A 21,989-nucleotide genomic window follows, 5' to 3' on the forward strand; every position below is an offset into this window, starting at 1 on the left:
ACGACGCTGACTCTTACCGGCACGAACAGCTATTCCGGCACGACGACCATCACCGAGGGCACCCTCCAGGTCGGCGCGGGCGGTACCATCGGCACGCTGGGCACCGGCGGCGTCGTCACGACCGGCGGCACGCTGGCCTTCAACAGGTCCGATACGATGACGGTCGGGAACGTGATCTCGGGCACCGGTGCGGTGACCAAGCTCGCGGCCGGCTTGACCATATTGATGGGCGCCAACACCTACAGCGGCATCACCACGATCTCAGCCGGTACCTTGCGGGTGGGCGACGGCGGCACAACCGGAACGCTCGGCACCGGCGCCGTCACCAACAATGCGGCGATGGGATTCAGCCGATCCAACACGATCACGGTGGCGAACGCCATCTCCGGCACCGGCACCTTGAGCCAGATCGGCGAGGGAACGACGATCCTGACCGGCACCAACACCTACAGCGGCGTGACGACGATCTCGGACGGGACCTTGCAGGTCGGCGCCGGCGGCACCGCCGGTACGCTGGGCACCGGGGCCGTGACCAACAACGCGACGCTCGCGTTCAACCGGTCGGACGCGATCACGGTGGCCAACGTGATCAGCGGCACCGGTGCGGTCACCAAGCTCGGGGCCGGCACGACCAGCCTGACGGGCGCCAATACCTACAGCGGCACGACGACGATCTCGGCCGGGATCCTGAGCGTCGGCGCGGGCGGCACGGTGGGCACGCTGGGCAGCGGGGGTATCGTCAACAACGCCACGCTGCAGCTCAACCGGTCGGACGCCATCACCGTCGCCAACGACATCTCCGGTACCGGCACCCTCACCAAGCTCGGGGCCGGTGTCGCGACCCTGACGGGCGCCAATGCCTACTCGGGGACGACGACGATCTCGGTCGGGACGCTCAACATCGGCGGCGGCGGCTCGTCCGGCACGCTGGGCACGGGCAACGTCGTCAACAGCGGCATATTGCTGATCGACCGGACGGATGCGGCCTTCACCGTGGCCAACAACATCTCCGGCGCGGGTGCATTGACCAAGAGCGCGGCGGGGACGGCCAGCACACTGACGCTGACCGGGACGAACACCTACAGCGGCACGACCACGATCACCGAGGGCACGCTTCAGATCGGTGCCGGCGGGACGACGGGCACTCTGGGGACGGGCGGCGTCGTCACCACCGGCGGCACGCTGGCCTTCAACCGCTCCAACGCGCTGACCGCGTCGAACGTGATCTCGGGCACGGGTACGGTGACCCAGATCGGTGCCGGTACGACGAGCCTGACCGGCGCCAATACCTATTCGGGGACGACGACGATCTCGGCGGGCACCCTGAGCGTCGGGGCGGGTGGCGCCGCCGGCACGCTCGGCACCGGCGCTGTGGTCAACGATGCGACGCTGCAGCTCAACCGGTCGGACAGCATCACGGTGGCAAATGCCGTGTCGGGAACCGGCGCGCTGACCAAGCTCGGGGCGGGCGTGGTGACGCTGACCGGCGCCAATACCTACAGTGGCACGACGACGATCTCGGTGGGCACGCTGCAGATCGGCGCGGTGGCGGCGGCGGGCACGCTCGGCACCGGCGACGTCGTCAACAACGGGACGTTGACCTTCAATCGCACCGACAATCTCACGATCGACAACAATATCTCGGGAACCGGCGCGGTCACCAAGACGACCGCGGGAACGAGCACGACGCTGACGCTGACCGGGACCAACAGCTATTCCGGCACGACGACGATCACCGAGGGCATCCTGCAGGTCGGCTCGGGCGGCACGACCGGCACGCTGGGCGCGGGCGGCGTCGTCACCACCGGCGGTACCCTGCGCTTCAACCGTTCCGACGCGCTTTCGGTCTCGGGCGTGATCTCCGGCACCGGCACGGTAAGCCAGTTTGGCGCCGGCACGACGACCGTGAGCGACGCCAACACCTACACGGGCGCGACGACGGTCACGACGGGCGCGCTCAACATCCAGAACAACACGGCGCTCGGCACCACGGCGGCGGGCACGACTGTCTCGAGCGGCGCGGCGCTGGAGGTCCAGAACAACATCACGGTCGGGGCCGAGGCGCTGTCGCTCACCGGCAGCGGCATCTCCGCCGGCGGCGCGCTGCGCAACATCTCGGGCGCCAACACCTACGGCGGCGCCATTACGCTCAGTGGCGGTGCCACGCGCATCAACTCCGATGCGGGCAGCCTGACGCTCAACGGCGCGGTCGGCGGCGCGGCCCAGAACCTGACGGTCGGCGGCGCCGGCAACACGATATTCGGCAGTGTCATCGGCACGACGACGGGCACGCTCACCAAGGACGGCGCCGGCACGGCGACCCTGACGGCAAGCAACACCAATACCGGAGTGACGACGATCTCGGACGGCACGCTGCAGGTTGGCGCCGGTGGGGCCGCCGGCGCGTTGGGAAGTGGGGCCGTGACCAACAACGCCGCGTTGGCATTCAACCGATCGGACAATGTTTCGGTTGCCAACGTGATCAGCGGTACCGGTACGGTGACCAAGCTCGGTGCGGGGACGACCAGCCTGACGGGAGCGAACACCTACGGCGGCACCACGACGATCTCGGGAGGGACGCTCAGCATTGGCGCCGGCGGCGCGACCGGCACGCTGGGTTCGGGCGCCGTAGTGAACAACGGCACACTGCAGATCAACCGCTCGAATGCGATCACGGTCGCCAACGACATCTCCGGCGCGGGCGCGCTCAGCAAGATCGGCGCGAACGCCCTGACGCTGACGGGCACCAACGGCTACAGCGGCACGACGACGATCTCGGCCGGCACCCTCAACATCGGCGTGGGGGGCACTGCCGGCTCGCTGGGAACCGGCGCCGTCGTCAACAATGGCACCCTTGTGTTCAACCGGTCCGACACGCTGACCGTCAACGGCGCGATCTCGGGGACAGGAGGCGTGAACCAGGCTGGCACCGGCACGACGGCCCTCGTCCAGGGAACCAACGGCTACAGCGGCACGACGACGATCTCGGCGGGCCGGCTGCAGATCGGCAACGGCAGCACGAGCGGCACGGTCACCGGCAACATCGTCAACAATGCCGTGCTCACCTTCGACCTGCCGAACGCCACGAGCTACACCGGGGTGATCTCGGGCACGGGCTCGGTGACACAGGCCGGCACCGGTACGCTGACACTGACGGGGACCAATACCTACACCGGCCCGACCACGATCTCGACCGGCCGGCTGGCCGTCAATGGCACCATCACCAGCAACGTGACGGTCGCCAGCGCCGGCAATCTCGGCGGCAGCGGGACGATCTTCGGCACCGTGGCGAACAACGGCATGCTCGCCCCCGGTAACTCGATCGGCACCCTCACGGTGAGCGGCTCGTTCACGCAGGCCGCCGGCAGCTCCTACGAGGTCGAGGTCAATGCCGCCGGCCAGGCCGACCGTCTGAACGTGATCGGCGCACCGGGTACCGCGACGATCAACGGTGGCACGGTAACCGTCGTGGCGGCGGAACGCGATCGGCGGGGTGACCGGCACCTATGCGAATGTCACCAGCAACTTTCCCTTCCTGCTGGCTTCGCTGGGCTACGACACCAACAATGTCTACCTGACCCTCAAGCCCGGCGGCTTCGCGCGCGGGGCACGAACGGCCAATCAGATGGCTGTCGGTGGCGCGCTCGACCAGAGCGTGGCGGGCTCGAGCGGCGACTTCGCCACGGTCATCGGCACCATGTCCACGCTCACCCTCGCGCAGGGTCAGGCGGCGATGGATGCGCTGAGCGGCCAGCAATATTCCGGCTTCGGCACCGCCAACATCGCCAGCGGCCTGATGTTCATGAATGTCGTCGGCCAGCAGATGGCTGCTGCCCGCAGCCGCGGCGGGGCCGGCGGCCGCGTCGCCCTGGCCCAGGCCTGCGAGGTCGCCTGCGACGATCCAGAAGGGCGCGAAGGTCCCGGTCCCTGGAGCCTGTGGGGCAGTGCGCTGGGCGGCACCGGCAGCGTCGCGGGCATCGGTAACGGCAACTCCTCGACGCTCACGTACAATGCCGGCGGTTTCGCGACCGGCGTCGACTTTCGCGCCGATCCGCGGCTGCTGTTCGGCGTTGGCCTGGGCTACGCCAGCGGCAACCAGTGGACCAACGGCTTCAACAGCCGCGGCACCAGCAACAGCTACCAGGCCAGCGTCTACGGCTCTTTCACCGAGGCCGCCTTCTACGTCGATGCGCTGGCGGGCTATGGCTACAACGACAACCAGATGACCCGCATGATCGCCATCCCCGGCCTGCAGCCGCGCACGGCGAAGGGTGAGACCGGTGCCGACCAGTTCCTGGCCCAGGTCGAGGCCGGCTACAAGGTCGGGATCTACACGCCGGCGGCGGCCACGCTGACGCCGTTCGCGCGCTTCCAGACCTCGACGGTGACCCAGGCTTCCTTCACCGAGACCGGCGCCCAATCGCTCAACCTCAACGTGGCGCAACAGACGACCAAGTCGATGCGCGGCACCCTTGGCGTCGAGCTGGCGGGCGCCGTCGACGCGCCCTGGCGCGAGAAGCTGGGGCTGCAGCTTCGTCTGGGCTGGGTCCACGAATATGCCGACACATCGCGGCCGGTGCTGGCCACCTTCGCCGGGGCACCGGCCGCGAGCTTCACCGTCTTCGGGGCAGCACCGCAGCGCGACAGCGCCGTCCTGGGCTTTGCCGCCAACACTGCCATTGCCCAGAGCACGTCGCTCTACCTGCGCTACGACGGCGAGGTCGGCACCGGCACCGACAATCACTCGATTTCCGCCGGATTGCGGCTTTCGTGGTAGCCGCCGCCTAGGCGCGGAACTGCTTTCGATCGGTGCCCGAATAGAGGGCCTTCACCGAGCGTTCGGTGGCGTCGCGATGGGCGGCGAGCGCGGCCGGGTCGAGATCGGCCCGCGGCTCGGGTTCCATGTCGAAATTGCCGTGGCTATCGCGGCCGCGCACCAGCATGGCGGAGTCGCGCACCTTGAGCTGGCGCACATGGGGAGGGATGTAGCGGATGGCGAAACCGATGCGGCGGTCGTCGGTCGTGTTGGGCCCCGATCCGTGCACCAGCAGCACGTGGTGCAGCGACATCTCGCCGGCCTTGAGCGTCACGTCGACACCGGCGCCGTCGGGCACGTCGACGGCGATCTCCTGGCCACGGGTCAGGAGGTTGTTCTGGTCGAAGGTGTCGCGGTGCTCGAGCTGGTTCTTGAGATGGCTGCCCGGCCAGAACTTCATGGCGCCGCTGGCCACCGGCGCATCGGCGAAGGCGACCCAGGCGGTGATCACGTCGTCGGTGCTGAGACCCCAGTAGGTCGCATCCTGGTGCCATGACACAAAAGAGGACGAGTGCGCCTCCTTGGTGAAGAATGTCGTGCTCCAGCACAGGATGTCGGGCCCGATCACGTCCTCGACCGCATCGAGGATCGCCGGATGGCGCGCGAGCTCGTTGGCCCAGGTATAGAGGAGGTGGACCTTGTGGCGGCGGTCGCCTGCCAGCGGTCCGCCGGCCGCTCTCTCCGCCGTTTCCAGCCGGTCGCGATACGAACGCGCCTCTGCCGCCGGCAGAACGCGGATGGGAAAGTGAAAACCGTCCTTGTGATAGCGCGCCACCTCGGCGGCGGAGAGAAGCTTGGGCATAACCCAAGCATAGCCCCGCTTGTCGCGAGGCCACAACCCATTCAGGCTTTGGCAGACGAAACTGACCGGGAGGCTACTTCTTTTCGCCGATCTTGCCGCGCGCCTCGAACAGCTTGTCGGTCTCGTTCGACAGCACGCCGCCCAGCAGCAGCTTGTTGCTGTAGATCTGCTGACCGGCGTCGGCGACCGTCTTGGCGCGGATGTTGATGTCGGCCACGTACTGGCGCACGAACGGCGTGTCGGAGCCGTACACCATGCGCGGAATGCCTGCCCACACCATGGCGCTCATGCACATCGGGCAGGCCTCGCCCGTGCCGTACATGGTGAGGTTCTCCCAGCCCTTGTTGCCGTGCTTGGCGATGTAGGCGTTCATCGCCATCACCTCGGAATGGAACATCGGGTTGGCGGCCAGGTCCACCACGCCTTCGCCCACCACCACGCCGGTGCGATCGTCGACCAGGACCGAGCCGAACGGCCGTCCCGGGTTGCGGTTCGCCTGCGCGATCGCCAGCCGCATGAATTTCTCGTGCTTGGCCAGCTCGGCCGGGCTCACGCCCGTCGGCTTGGTCTGGGTTTGTGCCTGCGCCTCGTTTTTCAACGCGGCGAGGCCTGCTGCTGCGGCGGCCGATCCGGCAACAACGACGCGGCGACAAATGAGGTTGGTCATTGACGTGGGCCCTCTTGTGGCGTGTCAGAAGAACTTCCAGAAGACAAAGACGCTGATGGCGTAGATGACGCACATCAGCAGGGCGCCCAGCAGGTTGGCGCGCAGCACGCCGCCCTTGGGGAACATCCACCAGCCCATGCGATTGGCCACCCAGGGCACTCCGAAGCCCGTCAGGGCGACACTGAAGATGTTGCCGATGAACAGATTGAGGGCCCAGGGCATGTTCATCTTGTTCTGCAGGATCGGCGTCCCGAACCAGACACCCCACAGGAACACGATGGGGTACAGCAGCAGCAGCACGACCATGTCCATCTTCCAGACGGACAGGCCGCCACCGCCGCCCGACTCGTCGCGGAACCACTGCTCGAAGCCGGTGCCCACGCGGGAGTGGAACTCCTCGGTGAGCGGCTCGGCTTCCTCGATGAGCTGCTTGCGCACCGGCGAATCGAGCCAGGCCTGCAGATTGGCCTGGTTGTCGAAGCGCAGGATGGCGACGTAGTCCTCCTGGACGCCGGGCACGGGCGGCTCGAAGCGGTAACCCTGCAGGCCGGGGGCCTTGGACTGGGCGGCGGCGATCTTGTGCTCCCAGGCGCGGTATTCGACTTCCTTGCCCGGCTTCACGCGGGTGCTGATCACCGCCGACACCGGAGCGGGCTTCCGGCCACCTTCGTCGTCGCGCACGATGTGCACGTCGTCGCGGCCAACCAGCATCGGCGCCGCGCCCGCGATGCGGGTCTGGCGCTCGCTCGAGGCGAGCCAGCGCTGCGCCTCCTCCATGGTATGGAAGCGCTGCAGGATGACCCAGTCGACCTGCAGCGGCGGGTTGGGCGGCATCAGCCGTTGCTCGACAAAGCCCGGGAAGCCCGCGATGAGGGTGCTGGTTTCGCCCTGCCAGCGTGCGAAGTCCTCGGATCGCTCCGGCCGCACGCTGGTCTGGGTGACGATGCTGACGGTCATTTTGCCTTCGCGAGCTGGGCGAACAACCGGTCCGCCGTGAAGGGCAGGTGGGCAAAGCACAAGCCGGTCGCGTTGGCGAGCGCGTTGGACACCGCGGGCGCCACCGGATTGATGCCGCACTCGCCCTGGGACTTCGCCCCCAGCGGTCCGATCGAATCGACCGTGTCGGCGAAGAAGATGTCGGTATGCGGTGTGTCGGCGAAGGCCGGCACGCGGCAGTTGCGCAGCTGCGGGTTCACCATGTGGCCCTGGTCGTGGACCATGTTCTCGAGCAGCGCCCAGCCGTAGCCCATGGCGACCGCGCCGTCGAGCTGGCCGCGGCATTGCATGGGGTTGATCGGCCGGCCGATGTCGGCGGCGTGCACGCTGTGCAGGATGCGGATCTCGCCGGTGACGCGATGCACCGCAAGCCGTACGCCCTGCACGTTGAAGGCGATCGAGCGCGGCGACAGGTAGGCACGGCGCCCCACCGTGAAGCGGTGGTTGATCTTGGCGCCCTCGGCATGCAGCTCGGTGAGCGGGATGCGCTTGTTGCCGCAGATCACCGCGTCCTTGTCGAGGCGGCACTGGTCGACCGGTGTCTTGGTGCGGCGCGAGGCGAACTCGAGGATGTCCGATTTCATCGCCTCGGCGGTCGCGAGCACCGCCTTGCCCGCGACCACCGTGCCGGTGCTGGCGAAGGTGCCGGTGTCGTAGGGTGTGCGGTCGGTGTCGGCGTTGATGATGGCGACGTCGGCAGCGCGCACCCCGAGCACCGAGGCGGCCATCTGCTTGTGCGCCGTGGTGATGCCGTTGCCCATCTCCGACGAGCCGCAGGCGAGGTGGTAGGTGCCGTCGGGCAGGAGCTTCATCTCCGCCCCCGAGCGGTGCTCGGTCGGTGGGCCGCATTCGAGCATGGCGAGCGCCGCCCCGGCGCCCTCGAGCCAGTCGTCGCCCGCCGGCTTCTTGACGCCGTTGCCCTTGGTCAGCTCGCGCTCGACGATGTCCAGGCACTGGTCGATGCCGTGGCTGCCGAAGCTCGCGTCGCTCGGCTCCTTCCAGATCGATTCTATGTTGTCGCCCGGCCGCACGACGTTCTTGCGCCGGATCTCGAACGGATCGAGCCCCATGATCTTGGCCAGCTCGTCCATGGCGCATTCCATGGCGAAGGTGGTCTGCGAGGCGCCGTAGCCACGGAAGCCGCCGCCCGGGATCATGTTGGTGTAGACGACGCGGCCGATGCCCTTCTTGTTCTCGCAGCGATAGGCCGCGAACGGGCTCGCCATGGCGGCGGCCAGCGTCTCGCTGGCGTGATTGCCGTAGGCGCCGGTATTGGAGACCACATGGACGTCGAGTGCCGTGAGCGTGCCGTCCTTCCTGGCGCCGATCTTGACCTTGGTCGTCATCTGGTGCCGCGTCATGGCGCCGATGAACTCGTCCTCGCGGGTCCATTCCCATTTCACGGGTCGGCCGTCGAGCTTCATGCTGGCGAACAGGGGCAGGTCTTCCGACACCATCTCCTGCTTGCCGCCGAAGCCGCCGCCGACACGTTCGGTGAAGACGTGGATCTGGCTGGCGGGGACGCCCATCAGGTAGGCGAGCTTGGTGCGGGCCGCGAACGGGCCCTGCGAGCTCGTGCGGACGTGCCAGCGGCCGTCCTCGCCCTTGTAGGCGATCGAGCCGTGGGTTTCGAGATGGACGTGCTGCACACGCGAGGTCGAATAGGTGTTCTCGTGGATGACGTCGGCCTCCTTGAAGCCCTTCGCGACGTCGCCGATCTCGCCCTGCAGGGTGCAGAAGATGTTGGCGTTGTCGGTGACGCCCTCGCTCTTGTCGTGGAGGATCGGCGCGCCGGGCTCCATGGCGGCCACCGGATCGAATACCGCTGGCAGGATCTCGTAGTCGACGACCAGGGCGCGCACGCCGGCCTCGGCCGCGGCCTCGCTCTCGCCGATCACCGCGACGAGCCGCTGGCCGACGAAGCGGGCGACGTTGTCGAGCAGGTACGTGTCGTCGGGGTCGACGAGATGGTCCTCGTGCAGCGCGGTGCTGTAGAGTCGCCGCGGCACGTCCTCCCAGGTATGGACGGCGACGACGCCGGGGACGGCGAGCGCCTTGCTCTTGTCGATCTTCTTGAGGCGCGCGTGGGCATGCGGCGAGCGCAACACCTTGAGGTGCAGCATCCCTTCCATCGCGACGTCCATCGTGTAGCGCGCCTTGCCCGTCAGGATGGCGTCGGTGAACGGATTGGCCAGGCTGGCCCCCAGCGCGTTGCCGGCCACGTCCTCCTCGATGTTCTTCTTGCCGTGCAGGGCGTCGACGATCGAGCGATAGCCGGTGCAGCGGCAGATGTTGCCCTTGAGCGCGTGCGGCAGGTCGGCCTTGTGGGCCTCGTCGAACGCGGCCGACGCCGTCGTCATCATCATGCCGGCAGCGCAATAGCCGCACTGGAAGGCCTGCGCGTCATGGAAGGCCTGCTGGATGGGATGCAGCTTGCCGTCCTTGGCGAGGCCTTCGATGGTGGTGATCTTCCGGCCCTCGCCGCGGAAGGCGGGCACCAGGCACGAATGGAACGGGTGGCCGTCCAGCCACACCGTGCAGGCGCCGCAATCGCCGGCGTCGCAGCCCTTCTTGACGCCGAACACCTCCAGGTCGCGCAGGAAGGTGCGCAGGCACTGGCCGGGCTTGGGTTCCGCCGAGTACAGGTGGCCATTGACCTCGTATTTGCTCATGACAGCTCCGCGCGAATCTGTTCGGCCAGGTAGTGGGTGACGTGGCGCTTGTAGGGTGCCGAGCCATGGACGTCCTGGAACCAGGCGTCGGCCGGCAGCCGCTCGTCGATCGCCTGCCGCATCTCCGCGGCGGACGGTATCTTCCTGAAGCGCAGATGCATCGGCCGCGGCGTCGCGGCGCTGATGGTGAGGAGGAAATCCTCGCCGTTGTCCTTGACGGTGGCGATGATCAGCGCGGCCGAGCGGCCGAAGTGGGTGAGCGACACCTGACGCAAGGCAAAGCGCTTGGACAGGGCCGAGGCGGGCAGGAGGATCGAGCGCAGGAGCTCGCCTTTCTGCAGCACGTTCTGGTGGTTGCCGGTGACGAAGTCGACGATCGGCACCTGGCGCGGCTTGCCGCTCTGCGGCCACAGTGTGCAGATGCCCTCCAGGGCCGCCGTGAGCGAGATCATGGCACCGGCCGGCAGTGACATGACGACGTTGCCGCCGACGGTCGCCGCATTCCAGATCTTGAACGACATCAGGAAGCAGTCGATGGCCTTGTCGAACAGCGGCACGGCCTTCCACTCGGGCGGGCCCTTGAAGTCGTGCAGATCGACGATCCGGCAGGTCGCCGCGATCTCCAGCCCTTCGGGGTTGACGGTGAGCGACGGCCAGCCGAACTGCTGGAGGTCGACCAGGGTGTCCGTGCTCACCTGGGGTTCGGAGAAGAGCCAGGTCCCGCCTCCCAGGAAGGCATGGCCGTCGCGCCATTCGATGTCCTCGAACGACTTGGGCCGCTTCACCTCGACGATCGTATTGAGATTCATGCCATCCCACTCCCGCTTGCTTGGTGGGCACCCACGGCGTGCGCCGTGGGTGCGGTTCTCTGGATGCCGGCGCTCCTTACTTCAGGTCGTCGAGCGAGGTCGGGCCGGGGCCCGGCGTGACCAGGGCCGGCCACTGCTTGGAGCCGAACGGCACGGCGGGTGGCAGGAAAGGCTGCCTTCCGAGGCGCTGCATCTCGGAGATGATGGTCTTGCGCCCGTCGCCTCCCATCAGCTCGAAGTCCATCAGCCTGTCGTTGCCAAAGAACAGCGCGCCGACCGAGCGGTCGGAGATGATGCGGACCATCGAGGTGAGCATCTCCTGCGGCGTGGTCGTGAACGAGATCGTCTCGATCAGCATCAGCCGGTCGTTGATCGCCTCGGGTCCGAAGAACTGGGCGAGGACCGAGAACAGGACATTGTTCTGGCGGGCGACATAGATCGTGTTGGACGCGGCATAGGTCTTGTTCCAATCGGCGCCGAGGCTCGTCTTCCATCCGTCGACCACGCCCATCCAATGCTTGACCTGGGTCGAGGCCGCCCAGTTGATAATGAGCTTGATGTCCGGCGCCTGCTTCTTGGCGAAGGCCTGCAGCGCCTCGAGCGTGATCACGCCCTTGATCAGGCAGTCATCCATGAAGGCGACGTTGTTGCCCAGGATGTTCTTCACCGCCGGCTTCCAGTCGTCCTGGATGGGCAGGATGTCGACGCCGTCGAGCGCCGTCTTCATCTGAGTGCGGTAGGCCAGCAGCGGCGCCATCCAGCTCTTGTCGGCGGCATTGCCGACGAATGGCATGACCACCTCTGAGATCGCCATGGTGCTGTGCCCGGTCGACTTCATGACCTGGTAGACCATCGGTACGGACGGAGCTTCTTCCGGCGGCTTGCCCGGCCGGTAGAGAATCATGCGCCCACCGGCGCCCGAGAACAGCGCCAGGATGATGGGATGCCTGGCCATGATGTTGCCCTGGAAGATCTTGGCGGCATTGTCGTAGAGGGAGAACATCGAGACGTTGAGCTGCAGGACGTCTCGCGTCGCGAGCGCGGCCGGCGTCTGCGGCGTGGTGCCGATGATGGCAGATAGATAGCCGGGAAGGTTGGCTGGCGTCTGGGCCGACGCCGTCCCGGCGACAAGGCCGGCCGCGAGGATGCCCGCGGCCAGGTGCAACATTTTTTTCATCAGTTCTCCATTCCTGGCCCGGATGGGCCATCCACAGTTTGTACAGATCAGAAGAGCATGGTGAGTCGCAGCGTTGTCGCCAGCGCGCCGGGCAGTGTAGGCGACAAACCCGGCGTCGGTATGTAGCTAACGGTCGGCTGCAGGAAGGTCGAGGCGAAGAGATGCGCCTGGTAGTACGCCTGGAACATCAGCTCGTTCTGCCGCTGGAAAAGGTTCTGGTTCAGTTGCGACAGGCCCACACCGAAGCCCATCGAATCGAGGGCGCGGCTGCCGATCAGGCCGAAGCCGGTGATGCCACCGCCGTAGTACTGGGTCATCGGCAGCGTCTGCGAGGCGTTGGCGCCCAACTGATAGAAGAGGGAGATCGACGAATTGTGAACGCTTGGGTTCACGCCGTAGGCCACGCGTTGTGAGCCGAACAGATAGAATCCGCCGGTGCCGTCCTCGGTGGCGCCGCCAAACGACAGGATGCCGGTCTGCCGCCACAGGCCTAGGGCGAACTGTCCCGGGTGTTTGCCTTCGCCCAGCAGCCAATTGACGCCGACCTCGCCGATATTGAACCAGTAGCCGTTGAACATCGGTGGCTCGAGGCCGGTCTGGATGCCGCGCGCGCGATTGCCGTCGTAGGCGCCGAGATTGACGTAGAAGGACTTGGTTGGCGAGAAGTTGACGGTCACGCCGTTGCCAGGGTTGTAGTAGCCCATCATCGCGCCGATCATCGAGGGGTTCACGAAGACCGGGCTGTAGAGTAGGGCGGTCACGGCCGGAATGTTCTGGTCCGGATCGGCGAGCGCCAAGGGCCGCGAGACATTGCCGAAGTCGTAGGATGGCAGGCTTCGGCCGATCCGCATTGAGAGCACGTTCGGCATCATCTCCTGCAGGTACCAGGCTTCGAGGAGCTCGGTGCGGTTGAGCGGCGGCAGGCCGACGATGCTGTTGTAGCCCGCGATGCTGCCCGCCTGCTCGTTGGTCTCGCCGCCGTTGAACTGCAGGAACTGGATGCCGAACGACGCGCCGCGCCAGCCAACGAGCTTCTCGGCTTCGACGCTGAGGCCGATGATCAGGGCCTGGTTGTTGGTCCACCCGCCGGGCTGGGCGCCGCCGGCGACCAGGACATTGGTGTCGGCGATCCACACGCCGCCGAGCTTCACGCCCCACTCGTCCTTCAGTCCGAGTGTACGGCCGAGCCAACCGGTGCCGGTGATTCCGAAGTCTGTCGCCCCCGGATTACCACTGACGGAAGTGACCTTCTCGGTCGGCTTGGGATTGGCGGCCGCGTTCGGGTCCTGCTGGCCCAGGGCCTCTCCGGTGAGCGCCGGGAGCGTCATCGCGCAGACCATCGCCAGCAAGGCGGGGCGCCAGCGCTGGCCCACGACAAGGGCTGGCGCGAGGCGATGATCGTGTGGATCGGCCTGCTCGAGCGCACCAACCTCTGGGAGGGCGCTGCCCAGCAATGGATGGCGGTCGGAGAGCCGGTGCGTGCGCTCGATGCCCTCGGGCATTGCGTCAAGGCATGGACCACTTACCTGTGCTTCGTTGCCCAGAACCCATGCTTCCGGCTGCTCCATGGCGATCCGCGCTTCGAGCGGATTCTTCGCACGCTCAAGCTCGAGGGACGGATCGGCGCCGCTCGGCCCACGGCCTGAGCGGCCGCCGCAAGGGGCGGGTCCCGACCAAATCGCGGCATCCGTGGGGGCAATGGCCCTGTTTGGCATGGAGTCCCCATCTCCCTGAAAATCGCCGTCCGCCCACCTCTTCTGCTCCCCCGAGCCAGCGGACCGTGGCATTATTGCAGCGGAGGTACGCTGCGGTGAGTGCGGGCCGTCTCAATTAGGGGACTTCATGCTTGACCATGCGTCTCAGTCCTATGGTCGTCTGGTCGACCTGACGACGGACGGCGTGTCCGCCCGCGAGCGCATCGACTATTGGCGCGACGTGGTGCTGCGCCGCACGCGGCCGGAGTTGCCGGAACGGGGGCAGTCGTTCCAGGCCCACTTGCGACGTATCGTGCTGAACGAGGTTGAACTCATCGAGCACGCCGCCAGCGCCGTGGTCTCCGGGCGGTCGCCGGGCCGCACCCGCTTCGACGGCGGCGACGACATCGCGCTCGAGCTGATCCGCTACGGCACCTCGAACCTCACCCACAACGGCGAGCACAGGCTGGGCTCCGGCGACCTCTGTCTGGTCGACTATGCGCGGCCCTTCAAGACGGTGCGCACGCACCATCGCGCCAGCGGCGTCGTGCTGTCGCGGCGGCGGGTGCGCGAAGTGCTGGGCGACGATCTGTCGGGGCTGGCCGGCCGTCGCGTGCCGGCGCGCGGCCTGGCCGCGGTGCTGCGCGCCCACATGACGACGACGCTCGACGAGTCACCGCGCATGACGCCTGAGGATCGGGTGATCGCGACCAATGCCGCGGCCGAGATGGCTCTGGCCATCCTGCAGGCGGGCCGCTTCGGCGCCGCCGATCCCGAACAATTCGGCGAGGGTCTCTACCGAGCGGCGCGCGCGCTGATCGACCGTGCCTGCCCCGATCCGGACTTGTCGCCTGACCGCATCGCGCTCGCTGTCGGATGCTCGCGTGCCGCGCTCTACCGGTTGTTCGCCCGCCGAGACCAGAGCGTCGCGGCGGTCGTGCGGCAGGCGCGCCTGGAGCGCGCGCGGCGCATGCTCTGTTCCGCCGAAAGCACCGCCGTACCGATCAGCGACGTCGCGATGCAGAGCGGTTTCACCGACATGCCGACCTTCACGCGCATGTTCAAGCGGCGCTACGGAAAGACGCCCCGCGAGGCACGCGTGGCGTGGGCCGAGGGCGACGATGAACGCCTTGGGTGAAGCGGAGCAGCGCTGAATGTCCTCTTCAGGTCGTCTTCGTCTCGATCCGGCCCCGCCGACGGAAGGCCAGCTGCTCGTGCACAGCACGGACGGCGTGCCTGTCGCCCAACGGTTGGCCTACTGGCGCGAGGGAGTCATGCGACGCATGGTGCCGCTTGGCGTCGAGGGCACCGCCAACCCGTTCCGTGGGCGCATGCGCCGCATCGTGGGCGATGGCCTGGAGCTGATCGAGTTCGCTTCCGAGGACGTCGTTGCCGTCCGCTCGCCAGAACGATGCCGCATCGACGGTTGCGACGACATCACCATCGACCTGATGCGCCGCTCCCGCAATACCTGGATGGACCATGGCGGAGCACACCGGGTGAACTTGGGCGATCTCTACCTGGTCGACTACGCCAAGCCGAGCGAGGTGAGACGCGGCGCGCACTGTACCGTGGGCCTGACCATGTCGCGCCGGCTCGCCCGTGACGTGCTGGGCGACGACATTGCGCCCCGCGCCGGCATGAAGTTCCAAGCAAGCGGCCTCGCGCGCGTGCTGTGCCGTCATTTGCAGGCCACGTTCGACGAGGCGGGCAAGATGGCGGTGGCGGAGCGGGCGGCGGCAGCGAAGGCGGCGAAGGACATGGTGCTCGCGCTCCTGCAGGCCACCCACGAGGGCATGGCAGACCCGGAGCGCTTCGCGCGCGGCTTCCATCAAGCCGCCCTCGCCTTGATCGACCATGAGTGCGGCGACCCCAACCTGGCGCCGGAGCGCATCGCCATCGCCCTCGGTTGCTCACGCGCCTCGCTCTACCGCGCTTTTGCCAAGCGTGACGAAAGCGTCTCGGCCGCCATCTGGCAAGCGCGCCTGGACCGCGCCTGGAGGATGCTGAGGTCTCCGGAAGGGATCGGGTTGCTGATCTCCGAGGTCGCGGCGCTCTCGGGCTTTCGCGAGATGCCGACCTTCACCCGCATGTTCAAGCGCCGCTACGGCATGACGCCGCGCGACGCTCGGGAGAATTCAAGGTCGGGCTGACCCGGACTCAGCCTCGCGGCCGGAACTCGGGCAGGCGATGCGCCGTCACCGCCGGCGCCGGCCCGTCGAAGCGCTCGATCTCGACCAGGCAGGTCTGGGCGATGCAGCCCTGGCTGAGCTTCGAGGCGCCGATGTCGAGGGTGAGGGCGTTGGGGTTGCCGTGCTTTTCCAGCGGCCGGTTGGAACCGGCATCGGCCGGATCGAACCAGGCGCCGGTCGAGAGCCGCACCACGCCCGGCCGGATACGGTCGGACAGGCGCGCGGCCGCGAGGCAGGCGCCGCGGTCGTTGAACACGCGCACCAGGTCGCCGGCGGCAATGCCGCGCGCGGTGGCGTCGTCCGGATGCAGCGTGATCGGCTGGCGGCCCTTGATCTTGGTGGCGCGGGCATGCGGACTGTGGTCGAGCTGGCTGTGCAGCTTGTCGGTGGGCTGGTCCGACAACATGTGCAGCGGATAACGCTCGGCGGTCTTGCCGCCCAGCCATTCGATCGGCTCCAGCCACACGGCATGCGGCGGGCAGTCGTCGTAGCCGAACGAGGCGATCTTCTCGGAATAGATTTCGATCCGGCCCGACGGCGTCTTGAGCGGGTGGGCGGCGGGATCGGCGCGGAACGAGGCCAGCATCACCGGGTCGCGGTTCTCGCCCTTGGCTTCGGCGATGCCCGCTTCCCAGAACGCGTCGAAGGCGGGAATGGTGACACCGGCGGCGGCCGACTTCTCGCGCGACAGTTCATAGAGATGCGACAGCCACGCCATCGTGTCGCGGCCTTCGGTGTAGACATCGCCCTGGCCGAGGCGCCGGGCGAGCTCGGAGAAGATCCAGTAGTCGTCGCGCGCCTCGCCGATCGGCTCGCGCGCCTTCTTCATGGCGATCAGGAAGGGCTCGCGGCTGCCGTAGCCGATATCGGCGCGTTCGAGCGTCGTCGTGGCCGGCAGCACGACGTCGGCCATGCGCGCGGCCGGCGTCCAGAACTGCTCGTGGAAGATGATCGTCTCGGGCTTGCGCCACGCCACCATCAGGCGGTTGAGGTCCTGGTGATGGTGGAACGGATTGCCGCCCGCCCAGTAGACGAGCTTGATGTCGGGGTAGGTGAGGTCCTGGCCGTTGTAGGACACCTTGCCGCCGGGATTGAGCAGCATGTCGGTGAAGCGCGCGACCGGGATGAAGTCGCTGACCGCGTTCTTGCCCTGCGGCAGGGTCGGGCCGGAGTATTTCGGGTGCGCGCTGCCCATCAGGTTAACCGGGCCGTAGCCCACACCGAAGCCGCCGCCGGGCAGGCCGATCTGGCCCAGCATGCAGGCGAGCGTGATCAAGGCCCAGAACGGCTGCTCGCCGTGATGGCTGCGCTGCAGCGACCAGCCGATGCTGACGGTGGTGCGGCTGGCCGCCATCTCGCGCGCCAGCGCGACGATGCGGCTCGCGGGAATGCCGGTGATCTTCTCGGCCCAGGCGGCGTCCTTCGGTTGGCCGTCCGTCTCGCCGGTCAGGTAGGGCGTGAATTTGTCGAAGCCAACGGTGCAGCGGTCGAGGAACTCGCGATTGTAAAGCTTCTCGACGAACAGCGTGTGGCAGAGCGCCAGGATCATCGCGGCATCGGTGTTGGGCCGGATCGCCAGCCACTCGACGTCGCCGCCGGTGTCGAGATCCTCACCCGTCGGCGTCACGTTGACGAAACGCACGCCCGCATCGCGCATGGCGTAGAGGCCGCCCTTCACGTGATGCAGCGTGGCGCCACCGGCGTTGATCTGCGCGTTCTTGCGCGGCACGCCGCCGAAGGTGACGAAGAGCTTGCAGTTCTCGGCCAGCACGTCCCAGCCGGTGTGCATGGACATCAGCTCTTCCATCGTCGCCACGATGTGCGGCATCAGCACGCGGGCCGCGCCCAGGCTGTAGGAATCCTGGTGACGCACATAGCCGCCGATCGAATTCAGGAATCGATGGACCTGGCTCTGGGCATGATGGAAGCGGCCGGCACTCGACCAGCCGTAGGAGCCGCCGAAGATCGCGCGGTTGGTGTGCTGCGCTTTTACGCGCGCGAGTTCCTTCGAGACGAGACCCAGCGCCTCGTCCCACGAGACTTCCACGAACGGCTCCTGGCCACGTCGCTCCGGATGGCTGCCGGGGCCATGCTCCAGCCAGCTCTTGCGCACCGCCGGCCGGCGGACGCGCAGGCGCGCCACTTCGTCCGACAGCATATGCAGGCCGATCGGCGAAGGATCGGGGTCCTTGGAGAAGGGATGCAGGCGCACGGCCTGGCCCGCGTCGTCGTACTCGACTTCGTAGACGCCCCAATGGGCGGTCGTGAGGGTACGCTGGTGGGTCATGCTCAAGCCGCCTTGGCGATGGAAAGGAAGCGTTCGACGTCCGCCGAACTCGTGTCGAAGGCGGTGACCAGCCGGAACGCCCGTTCGCCGGGCCGGTCGGATGGCCAAGGGTGATACTGCGCCCCTGCCGCCTCCAGCGCATCATGCATGCGGGCCGGCAGGACGACGAAGATCTCGTTGGCATCGACAGGATAGAGAAGCTGCGTGCCCTTGAGCGCCGTCAGCCCGGCCACGAGGTGGCGGGCCATCGCGTTGGCATGGCGGGCGTTGGCGAGCCACAGCCCATCCGTCAGATAGGCTTCGAGCTGGGCCGACAGGAACCGCATCTTGGACAGAAGGTGCCCGCCGCGCTTGCGACGGAACTCGAACTCGCGGGCGAGGCCGGCGTTGAAGAAGACGACGGCTTCGGCGGCGATCGCACCGTTCTTGGTGGCGCCCAGGCTCAGCACGTCGACGCCCGCCTTCCACGACAGTTCCGCCGGCGTGCAGCCGACGAAGGCGAGCGCGTTGGCAAAGCGTGCGCCGTCCATGTGGAGTTTTAGGCCATGGCGGTGCGTCGAGGTGGCGATGGCGGCGATTTCCTCGGGGCCGTAGACGGTGCCGGATTCGGTTGCCTGGGTGATGCTGACCGCGGCCGGCTGCGGATGATGGACGACGCCGTAGACCGGCTCGGCCAGCGCCTCGGCGAGCTTGCGCGGGTCGATCTTGCCCGCCGGTCCGCCGACCGGGCAGAGCTTGGCGCCGGAGGTGAAGAATTCCGGCGCGTTGGCCTCATCGACCGCAATGTGCGCCGCCGGGTGGCAGAAGATGGCGCCCCAGGGCGGCGTGCAGCACGCCAGCGACAGCACGTTGGCTGCCGTGCCGGTCGCGACCGGGAAGGCCACCAGGTCGGGACGCTCGAAGAGGTCGCGCAGGCGCTGTTCCACCTTGTGCGTCCAGGCGTCGGCGCCGTAGGAGGGGGCGGTGCCGCCCGAGAAGGCGCGGCTCACGGCCTCGATGATGGCGGGATGGGCGCCGACCTCGTTGTCGCTGCGAAAGTTCATTTCCTGTCCTCGCGCTGGTGCGTGACGGCCTCGATGCGATTGCCATCGGGATCGCGCACGAACGCTCCGTAGTAGTCGGGGTTGTATTGCGGCCTGAGACCAGGCGGTCCGTCGTCGGTGCCGCCGTGTTTTAGCGCGGCGGCATGGAACGCCCGCACGGCGGCGGGGCTTCCCGCGCGGAAGGCCCAATGCCGGTTGTCCGGCACGAAGGTGCCGCGACAGAGGTAGATCGAGATATAGGGCGGCGAGTCGGGGTCGCGGCCGCGCTCGCCGTAGCCGATGGCCTCGGGCCGGCGGTAGACCCTGGGATAGCCGAGCGCTCCCAGAACAGCGTCGTAAAAGGTCTGGGCGCGGTCGACGTCGGTCGTGGTGATCGACAGGTGATCGATCATCGCTAGCGCGCGACCCCGGGCGGGAATTCGATGGTGCCGAGCAGGGCGCCATTGCGCGGGTCGACGACATAGGCCGCCGTAGGTCCGCCCTGGGTCTCGACATGGACGACGAGGCGGTCGCCGACCGCGTTCATCGACACCACGCGCGCGCCCGACGGCAGCGCAATGCGCTCGGAGAATCCGCTCGCCGCGCCGGACGCTGGCGGCCGGGCGGCGTTGGGCGTAGACATGCGGCGGGCGATTTCGGCCGCGATGACGACGAAGCCGGCCACGATCAGCAGGCCCATCACGATGACCAGCACCTTCAGCCAGAGCGGTGCGGAGGCCTGAACGGGAGACGCCAAGAAAACTCCATGAGCGATGCCGCCCGCCACACTGTGACCTTCGACGAAAGCGCTTCCGGCGAGCGACTGGACCGCGCGCTGGCCCTAGCCTTGCCGGCCCTCACGCGAAGCCGCGTAAAGGCGCTGATCGAGGGCCGCCGCGTGACGCTGGCCGATGGGACGACGATAGAAGAGCCGTCCCGCAAGGTCAAAACGGGCGACCGCTTCGTGGTCGATATTCCAGAGCCCGAGCCCGCGACGCCGCTGCCGCAGGCCCTTGCATTGGACATTCTCTATGAAGATTCCGACCTGCTGGTGCTCGACAAGCCGGCTGGCCTCGTCGTCCATCCGGCCCCGGGGAACCCCGACCATACGCTGGTCAACGCCCTGCTGGCCCATTGCGGCGACAGCCTGTCGGGCATCGGTGGCGTTCGCCGGCCGGGCATCGTCCACCGCCTCGACAAGAATACGTCGGGGGTCATGGTCGTGGCCAAGAACGACCGGGCCCACCAGGCGCTGTCCAAGCTCTTTGCCGCCCACGACCTCACGCGCATCTATCAGGCGCTGGTCTGGGGTGAGCCGAAACCCCGGACCGGCACCATCGATGCCGCCATCGGCCGCCATCCTGTCGATCGCAAGCGCATGACGGTCCGCAAGACGAGCGGCCGGGCTGCCGTCACGGAATATTGGCTGGAAAAGCGCTTCGGGCCTGCGCTGCATCCGCTGGCGAGCCTGGTCGGCGCCAGGCTCGGAACCGGCCGGACGCATCAGGTCCGCGTTCATCTGGCGCATATCGGTTGTCCGGTGGTCGGCGACCCGGTCTATGGCCGCAAATCCCGGAACACGGCTGCTCCCGAGGCGTTGAAGGAGTTCCCGCGGCAGGCCCTGCATGCAGCCCGGCTCGAGTTCCGCCATCCCACCACCCACAAAGTGATGAGCTTTGCCACAGAATTGCCTCAAGACTTCAAGAAGTTGGTGGCATCGCTGAACGGCGTTAAGTAATCTCCTTAATACCTGAGGGGGTTAGTAGGATTTAGATTGACCCAGGGACTATCTGACTTTTAGAGTCAGGTTTAGCAGTCGACGGGCGAGAGTGCTAAACGCCCGTTCACACCAGTCTGGAGTACGAAAGAGAGCCGCCCCATGAGCGCAGCTACCAGTGCAGCTACCGCCAACCTTCCCTCCCTGCCGTCGTCCCTGACGCCGGAAGGCAACCTCAGCCGCTATCTGCAGGAGATCCGGAAGTTCCCCCTGCTCGAGCCGCAGGAGGAGTTCATGCTCGCCAAGAGCTGGCGCGAGCACGGCGACTCCAAGGCCGCCCACAAGCTCGTCACCAGCCATCTGCGCCTCGTGGCCAAGATCGCCATGGGCTACCGCGGCTACGGCCTGCCGGTGGCGGAGCTCATCTCCGAGGGCAACGTCGGCATGATGCAGGCGGTCAAGCGGTTCGATCCGGACCGCGGCTTTCGCCTCGCCACCTATGCGATGTGGTGGATCCGCGCCTCGATCCAGGAATACATCCTGCACAGCTGGTCGCTGGTGAAGATGGGCACGACGGCGGCGCAGAAGAAGCTGTTCTTCAACCTGCGCAAGCTGAAGGGCCAGATGCAGGCGATCGAAGAGGGAGACCTGACGCCCGACCAGGTGACCAAGATCGCGACCCGCCTCGGCGTGCCCGAGGAGGAGGTGGTCAACATGAACCGCCGCCTCGCCGGGCCCGACTCCTCGCTCAACGCCTCGGTCAAGGCCGAGGGCGACATGGAGTGGCAGGACTGGCTGGTCGACGACAGTCCGAACCAGGAGGTGCGTCTTGGCGAAAGCCAGGAGCTCGGCCAGCGCAAGCAGATGCTGGCGGCGGCGCTCCGGCAGCTCACCGACCGCGAGAAGCACATCATCGTCGAGCGGCGTCTGGTCGACGAGCCCAAGACGCTCGAGGACCTCAGCGCCAAGTACGGCATCAGCCGTGAGCGCGTGCGCCAGATCGAGGTGCGCGCCTTCGACAAGCTGCAGAAGGCGATGAAGAACATGGTGGTGGAAGCCGCCGCCAGGCCGACCACTCAGCCGGGGACCCAGCCGGCCCCCGCGCACGGCTGAGCGACGCGGAACGTCCAGTACGGTA

At 67.4% G+C, this 21,989-nt stretch carries 18 protein-coding genes; 7 read left to right on the forward strand and 11 right to left on the reverse strand.

Going from position 1 to position 21,989, the window contains the following annotated elements:
* A partial coding sequence (locus tag EPO55_RS14930) for an autotransporter-associated beta strand repeat-containing protein (protein WP_296337737.1) occupies positions 1–3,984 on the forward strand: 3,984 nt, incomplete at its 5' end.
* A complete protein-coding gene (locus tag EPO55_RS14935; protein ID WP_296337807.1) occupies positions 3,977–4,777 on the forward strand; it encodes an autotransporter outer membrane beta-barrel domain-containing protein in 801 nt (266 codons plus the stop codon). The genes EPO55_RS14930 and EPO55_RS14935, both read left to right, overlap by 8 nt.
* Before the next feature lie 7 nt (positions 4,778–4,784).
* Here the strand turns inward: EPO55_RS14935 and EPO55_RS14940 are convergent, their stop codons facing one another.
* The 7 genes from EPO55_RS14940 to EPO55_RS14970 all read right to left on the reverse strand — a co-directional run bounded on the left by EPO55_RS14940 (position 4,785) and on the right by EPO55_RS14970 (position 13,267).
* On the reverse strand, positions 4,785–5,654 hold the full coding sequence (locus EPO55_RS14940; RefSeq protein ID WP_296337738.1) for a phytanoyl-CoA dioxygenase family protein: 870 nt from the start codon (positions 5,652–5,654) through the stop codon (positions 4,785–4,787).
* 37 nt (positions 5,655–5,691) lie between these two features.
* On the reverse strand, positions 5,692–6,285 hold the full coding sequence (locus tag EPO55_RS14945; RefSeq protein ID WP_296337740.1) for a nucleoside deaminase: 594 nt from the start codon (positions 6,283–6,285) through the stop codon (positions 5,692–5,694).
* 24 nt (positions 6,286–6,309) lie between these two features.
* Complete coding sequence (locus EPO55_RS14950) at positions 6,310–7,242, reverse strand: antibiotic biosynthesis monooxygenase (protein WP_296337741.1); 933 nt, start codon at positions 7,240–7,242, stop codon at positions 6,310–6,312.
* Positions 7,239–9,953, reverse strand: coding sequence for a molybdopterin cofactor-binding domain-containing protein (locus EPO55_RS14955; RefSeq protein ID WP_296337742.1), 2,715 nt, complete (start codon positions 9,951–9,953; stop codon positions 7,239–7,241). The genes EPO55_RS14950 and EPO55_RS14955 overlap by 4 nt, the downstream gene beginning before the upstream one ends.
* Positions 9,950–10,762: an FAD binding domain-containing protein gene (locus EPO55_RS14960; protein WP_296337743.1), complete on the reverse strand. Its 813-nt coding sequence runs from the start codon at positions 10,760–10,762 to the stop codon at positions 9,950–9,952. Before EPO55_RS14960 ends, EPO55_RS14955 begins: the two co-directional genes overlap by 4 nt.
* Positions 10,763–10,838: 76 nt before the next feature.
* On the reverse strand, positions 10,839–11,939 hold the full coding sequence (locus EPO55_RS14965; protein ID WP_296337744.1) for a hypothetical protein: 1,101 nt from the start codon (positions 11,937–11,939) through the stop codon (positions 10,839–10,841).
* Positions 11,940–11,986: 47 nt separating this feature from the next.
* Entirely contained in the window at positions 11,987–13,267 is a 1,281-nt protein-coding gene (locus tag EPO55_RS14970; protein ID WP_296337745.1) for a carbohydrate porin, read from the reverse strand.
* 66 nt (positions 13,268–13,333) lie between these two features.
* On the opposite strand from EPO55_RS14970, the gene EPO55_RS14975 reads away from it, so the two are divergent.
* The 3 genes from EPO55_RS14975 to EPO55_RS14985 all read left to right on the forward strand — a co-directional run bounded on the left by EPO55_RS14975 (position 13,334) and on the right by EPO55_RS14985 (position 15,786).
* A complete protein-coding gene (locus EPO55_RS14975) occupies positions 13,334–13,585 on the forward strand; it encodes a hypothetical protein (protein WP_296337746.1) in 252 nt (83 codons plus the stop codon).
* A gap of 196 nt (positions 13,586–13,781) precedes the next feature.
* Positions 13,782–14,771 (forward strand): AraC family transcriptional regulator, encoded by a 990-nt coding sequence (locus EPO55_RS14980; RefSeq protein ID WP_296337747.1) that lies wholly within the window; start codon positions 13,782–13,784, stop codon positions 14,769–14,771.
* Positions 14,772–14,787: 16 nt separating this feature from the next.
* Positions 14,788–15,786, forward strand: a complete 999-nt coding sequence (locus EPO55_RS14985) for a helix-turn-helix domain-containing protein (RefSeq protein ID WP_296337748.1) — start codon at positions 14,788–14,790, stop codon at positions 15,784–15,786.
* Positions 15,787–15,793: 7 nt separating this feature from the next.
* Here EPO55_RS14985 and EPO55_RS14990 read toward each other — a convergent pair whose 3' ends face one another.
* Genes EPO55_RS14990 through EPO55_RS15005 form a run of 4 tightly spaced genes read right to left on the reverse strand, consistent with a single transcriptional unit; the run spans position 15,794 to position 19,891 of the window.
* Positions 15,794–18,112 carry a molybdopterin-dependent oxidoreductase gene (locus tag EPO55_RS14990; protein WP_296337749.1) on the reverse strand — a complete coding sequence of 773 codons (2,319 nt, stop codon included), beginning with the start codon at positions 18,110–18,112 and terminating at the stop codon, positions 15,794–15,796.
* Positions 18,113–18,114: 2 nt separating this feature from the next.
* Positions 18,115–19,155 carry a low specificity L-threonine aldolase gene (locus EPO55_RS14995; protein WP_296337750.1) on the reverse strand — a complete coding sequence of 347 codons (1,041 nt, stop codon included), beginning with the start codon at positions 19,153–19,155 and terminating at the stop codon, positions 18,115–18,117.
* On the reverse strand, positions 19,152–19,547 hold the full coding sequence (locus EPO55_RS15000; RefSeq protein ID WP_296337751.1) for a VOC family protein: 396 nt from the start codon (positions 19,545–19,547) through the stop codon (positions 19,152–19,154). The genes EPO55_RS14995 and EPO55_RS15000 overlap by 4 nt, the downstream gene beginning before the upstream one ends.
* Before the next feature lie 2 nt (positions 19,548–19,549).
* Complete coding sequence (locus EPO55_RS15005; protein ID WP_296337752.1) at positions 19,550–19,891, reverse strand: DUF6476 family protein; 342 nt, start codon at positions 19,889–19,891, stop codon at positions 19,550–19,552.
* Between the two features lie 9 nt (positions 19,892–19,900).
* On the opposite strand from EPO55_RS15005, the gene EPO55_RS15010 reads away from it, so the two are divergent.
* Together EPO55_RS15010 and rpoH are read left to right on the forward strand one after the other, a co-directional pair.
* Positions 19,901–20,872 (forward strand): RluA family pseudouridine synthase, encoded by a 972-nt coding sequence (locus EPO55_RS15010; RefSeq protein ID WP_296337753.1) that lies wholly within the window; start codon positions 19,901–19,903, stop codon positions 20,870–20,872.
* A gap of 141 nt (positions 20,873–21,013) precedes the next feature.
* A complete protein-coding gene (gene rpoH / locus EPO55_RS15015) occupies positions 21,014–21,964 on the forward strand; it encodes an RNA polymerase sigma factor RpoH (RefSeq protein WP_296337754.1) in 951 nt (316 codons plus the stop codon).
* Positions 21,965–21,989 lie beyond the last annotated feature (25 nt).

This window comes from Reyranella sp., from assembly GCF_004296935.1.
In the GTDB taxonomy this organism is placed as follows: Bacteria; Pseudomonadota; Alphaproteobacteria; order Reyranellales; family Reyranellaceae; genus Reyranella.

Coding starts and splice junctions, on each gene's coding strand:
- EPO55_RS15010 (WP_296337753.1), top strand. CDS start 19,901: ATGAGCGATGCCGCCCGCCACACTGTGACCTTCGACGAAAGCGCTTCC.
- EPO55_RS14980 (WP_296337747.1), top strand. CDS start 13,782: ATGCTTGACCATGCGTCTCAGTCCTATGGTCGTCTGGTCGACCTGACG.
- rpoH (WP_296337754.1), top strand. CDS start 21,014: ATGAGCGCAGCTACCAGTGCAGCTACCGCCAACCTTCCCTCCCTGCCG.
- EPO55_RS14945 (WP_296337740.1), bottom strand. CDS start 6,285: ATGACCAACCTCATTTGTCGCCGCGTCGTTGTTGCCGGATCGGCCGCC.
- EPO55_RS14975 (WP_296337746.1), top strand. CDS start 13,334: ATGATCGTGTGGATCGGCCTGCTCGAGCGCACCAACCTCTGGGAGGGC.
- EPO55_RS14955 (WP_296337742.1), bottom strand. CDS start 9,953: ATGAGCAAATACGAGGTCAATGGCCACCTGTACTCGGCGGAACCCAAG.
- EPO55_RS14965 (WP_296337744.1), bottom strand. CDS start 11,939: ATGAAAAAAATGTTGCACCTGGCCGCGGGCATCCTCGCGGCCGGCCTT.
- EPO55_RS14950 (WP_296337741.1), bottom strand. CDS start 7,242: ATGACCGTCAGCATCGTCACCCAGACCAGCGTGCGGCCGGAGCGATCC.
- EPO55_RS15000 (WP_296337751.1), bottom strand. CDS start 19,547: ATGATCGATCACCTGTCGATCACCACGACCGACGTCGACCGCGCCCAG.
- EPO55_RS14995 (WP_296337750.1), bottom strand. CDS start 19,155: ATGAACTTTCGCAGCGACAACGAGGTCGGCGCCCATCCCGCCATCATC.
- EPO55_RS14970 (WP_296337745.1), bottom strand. CDS start 13,267: ATGACGCTCCCGGCGCTCACCGGAGAGGCCCTGGGCCAGCAGGACCCG.
- EPO55_RS14960 (WP_296337743.1), bottom strand. CDS start 10,762: ATGAATCTCAATACGATCGTCGAGGTGAAGCGGCCCAAGTCGTTCGAG.
- EPO55_RS14990 (WP_296337749.1), bottom strand. CDS start 18,112: ATGACCCACCAGCGTACCCTCACGACCGCCCATTGGGGCGTCTACGAA.
- EPO55_RS14985 (WP_296337748.1), top strand. CDS start 14,788: ATGTCCTCTTCAGGTCGTCTTCGTCTCGATCCGGCCCCGCCGACGGAA.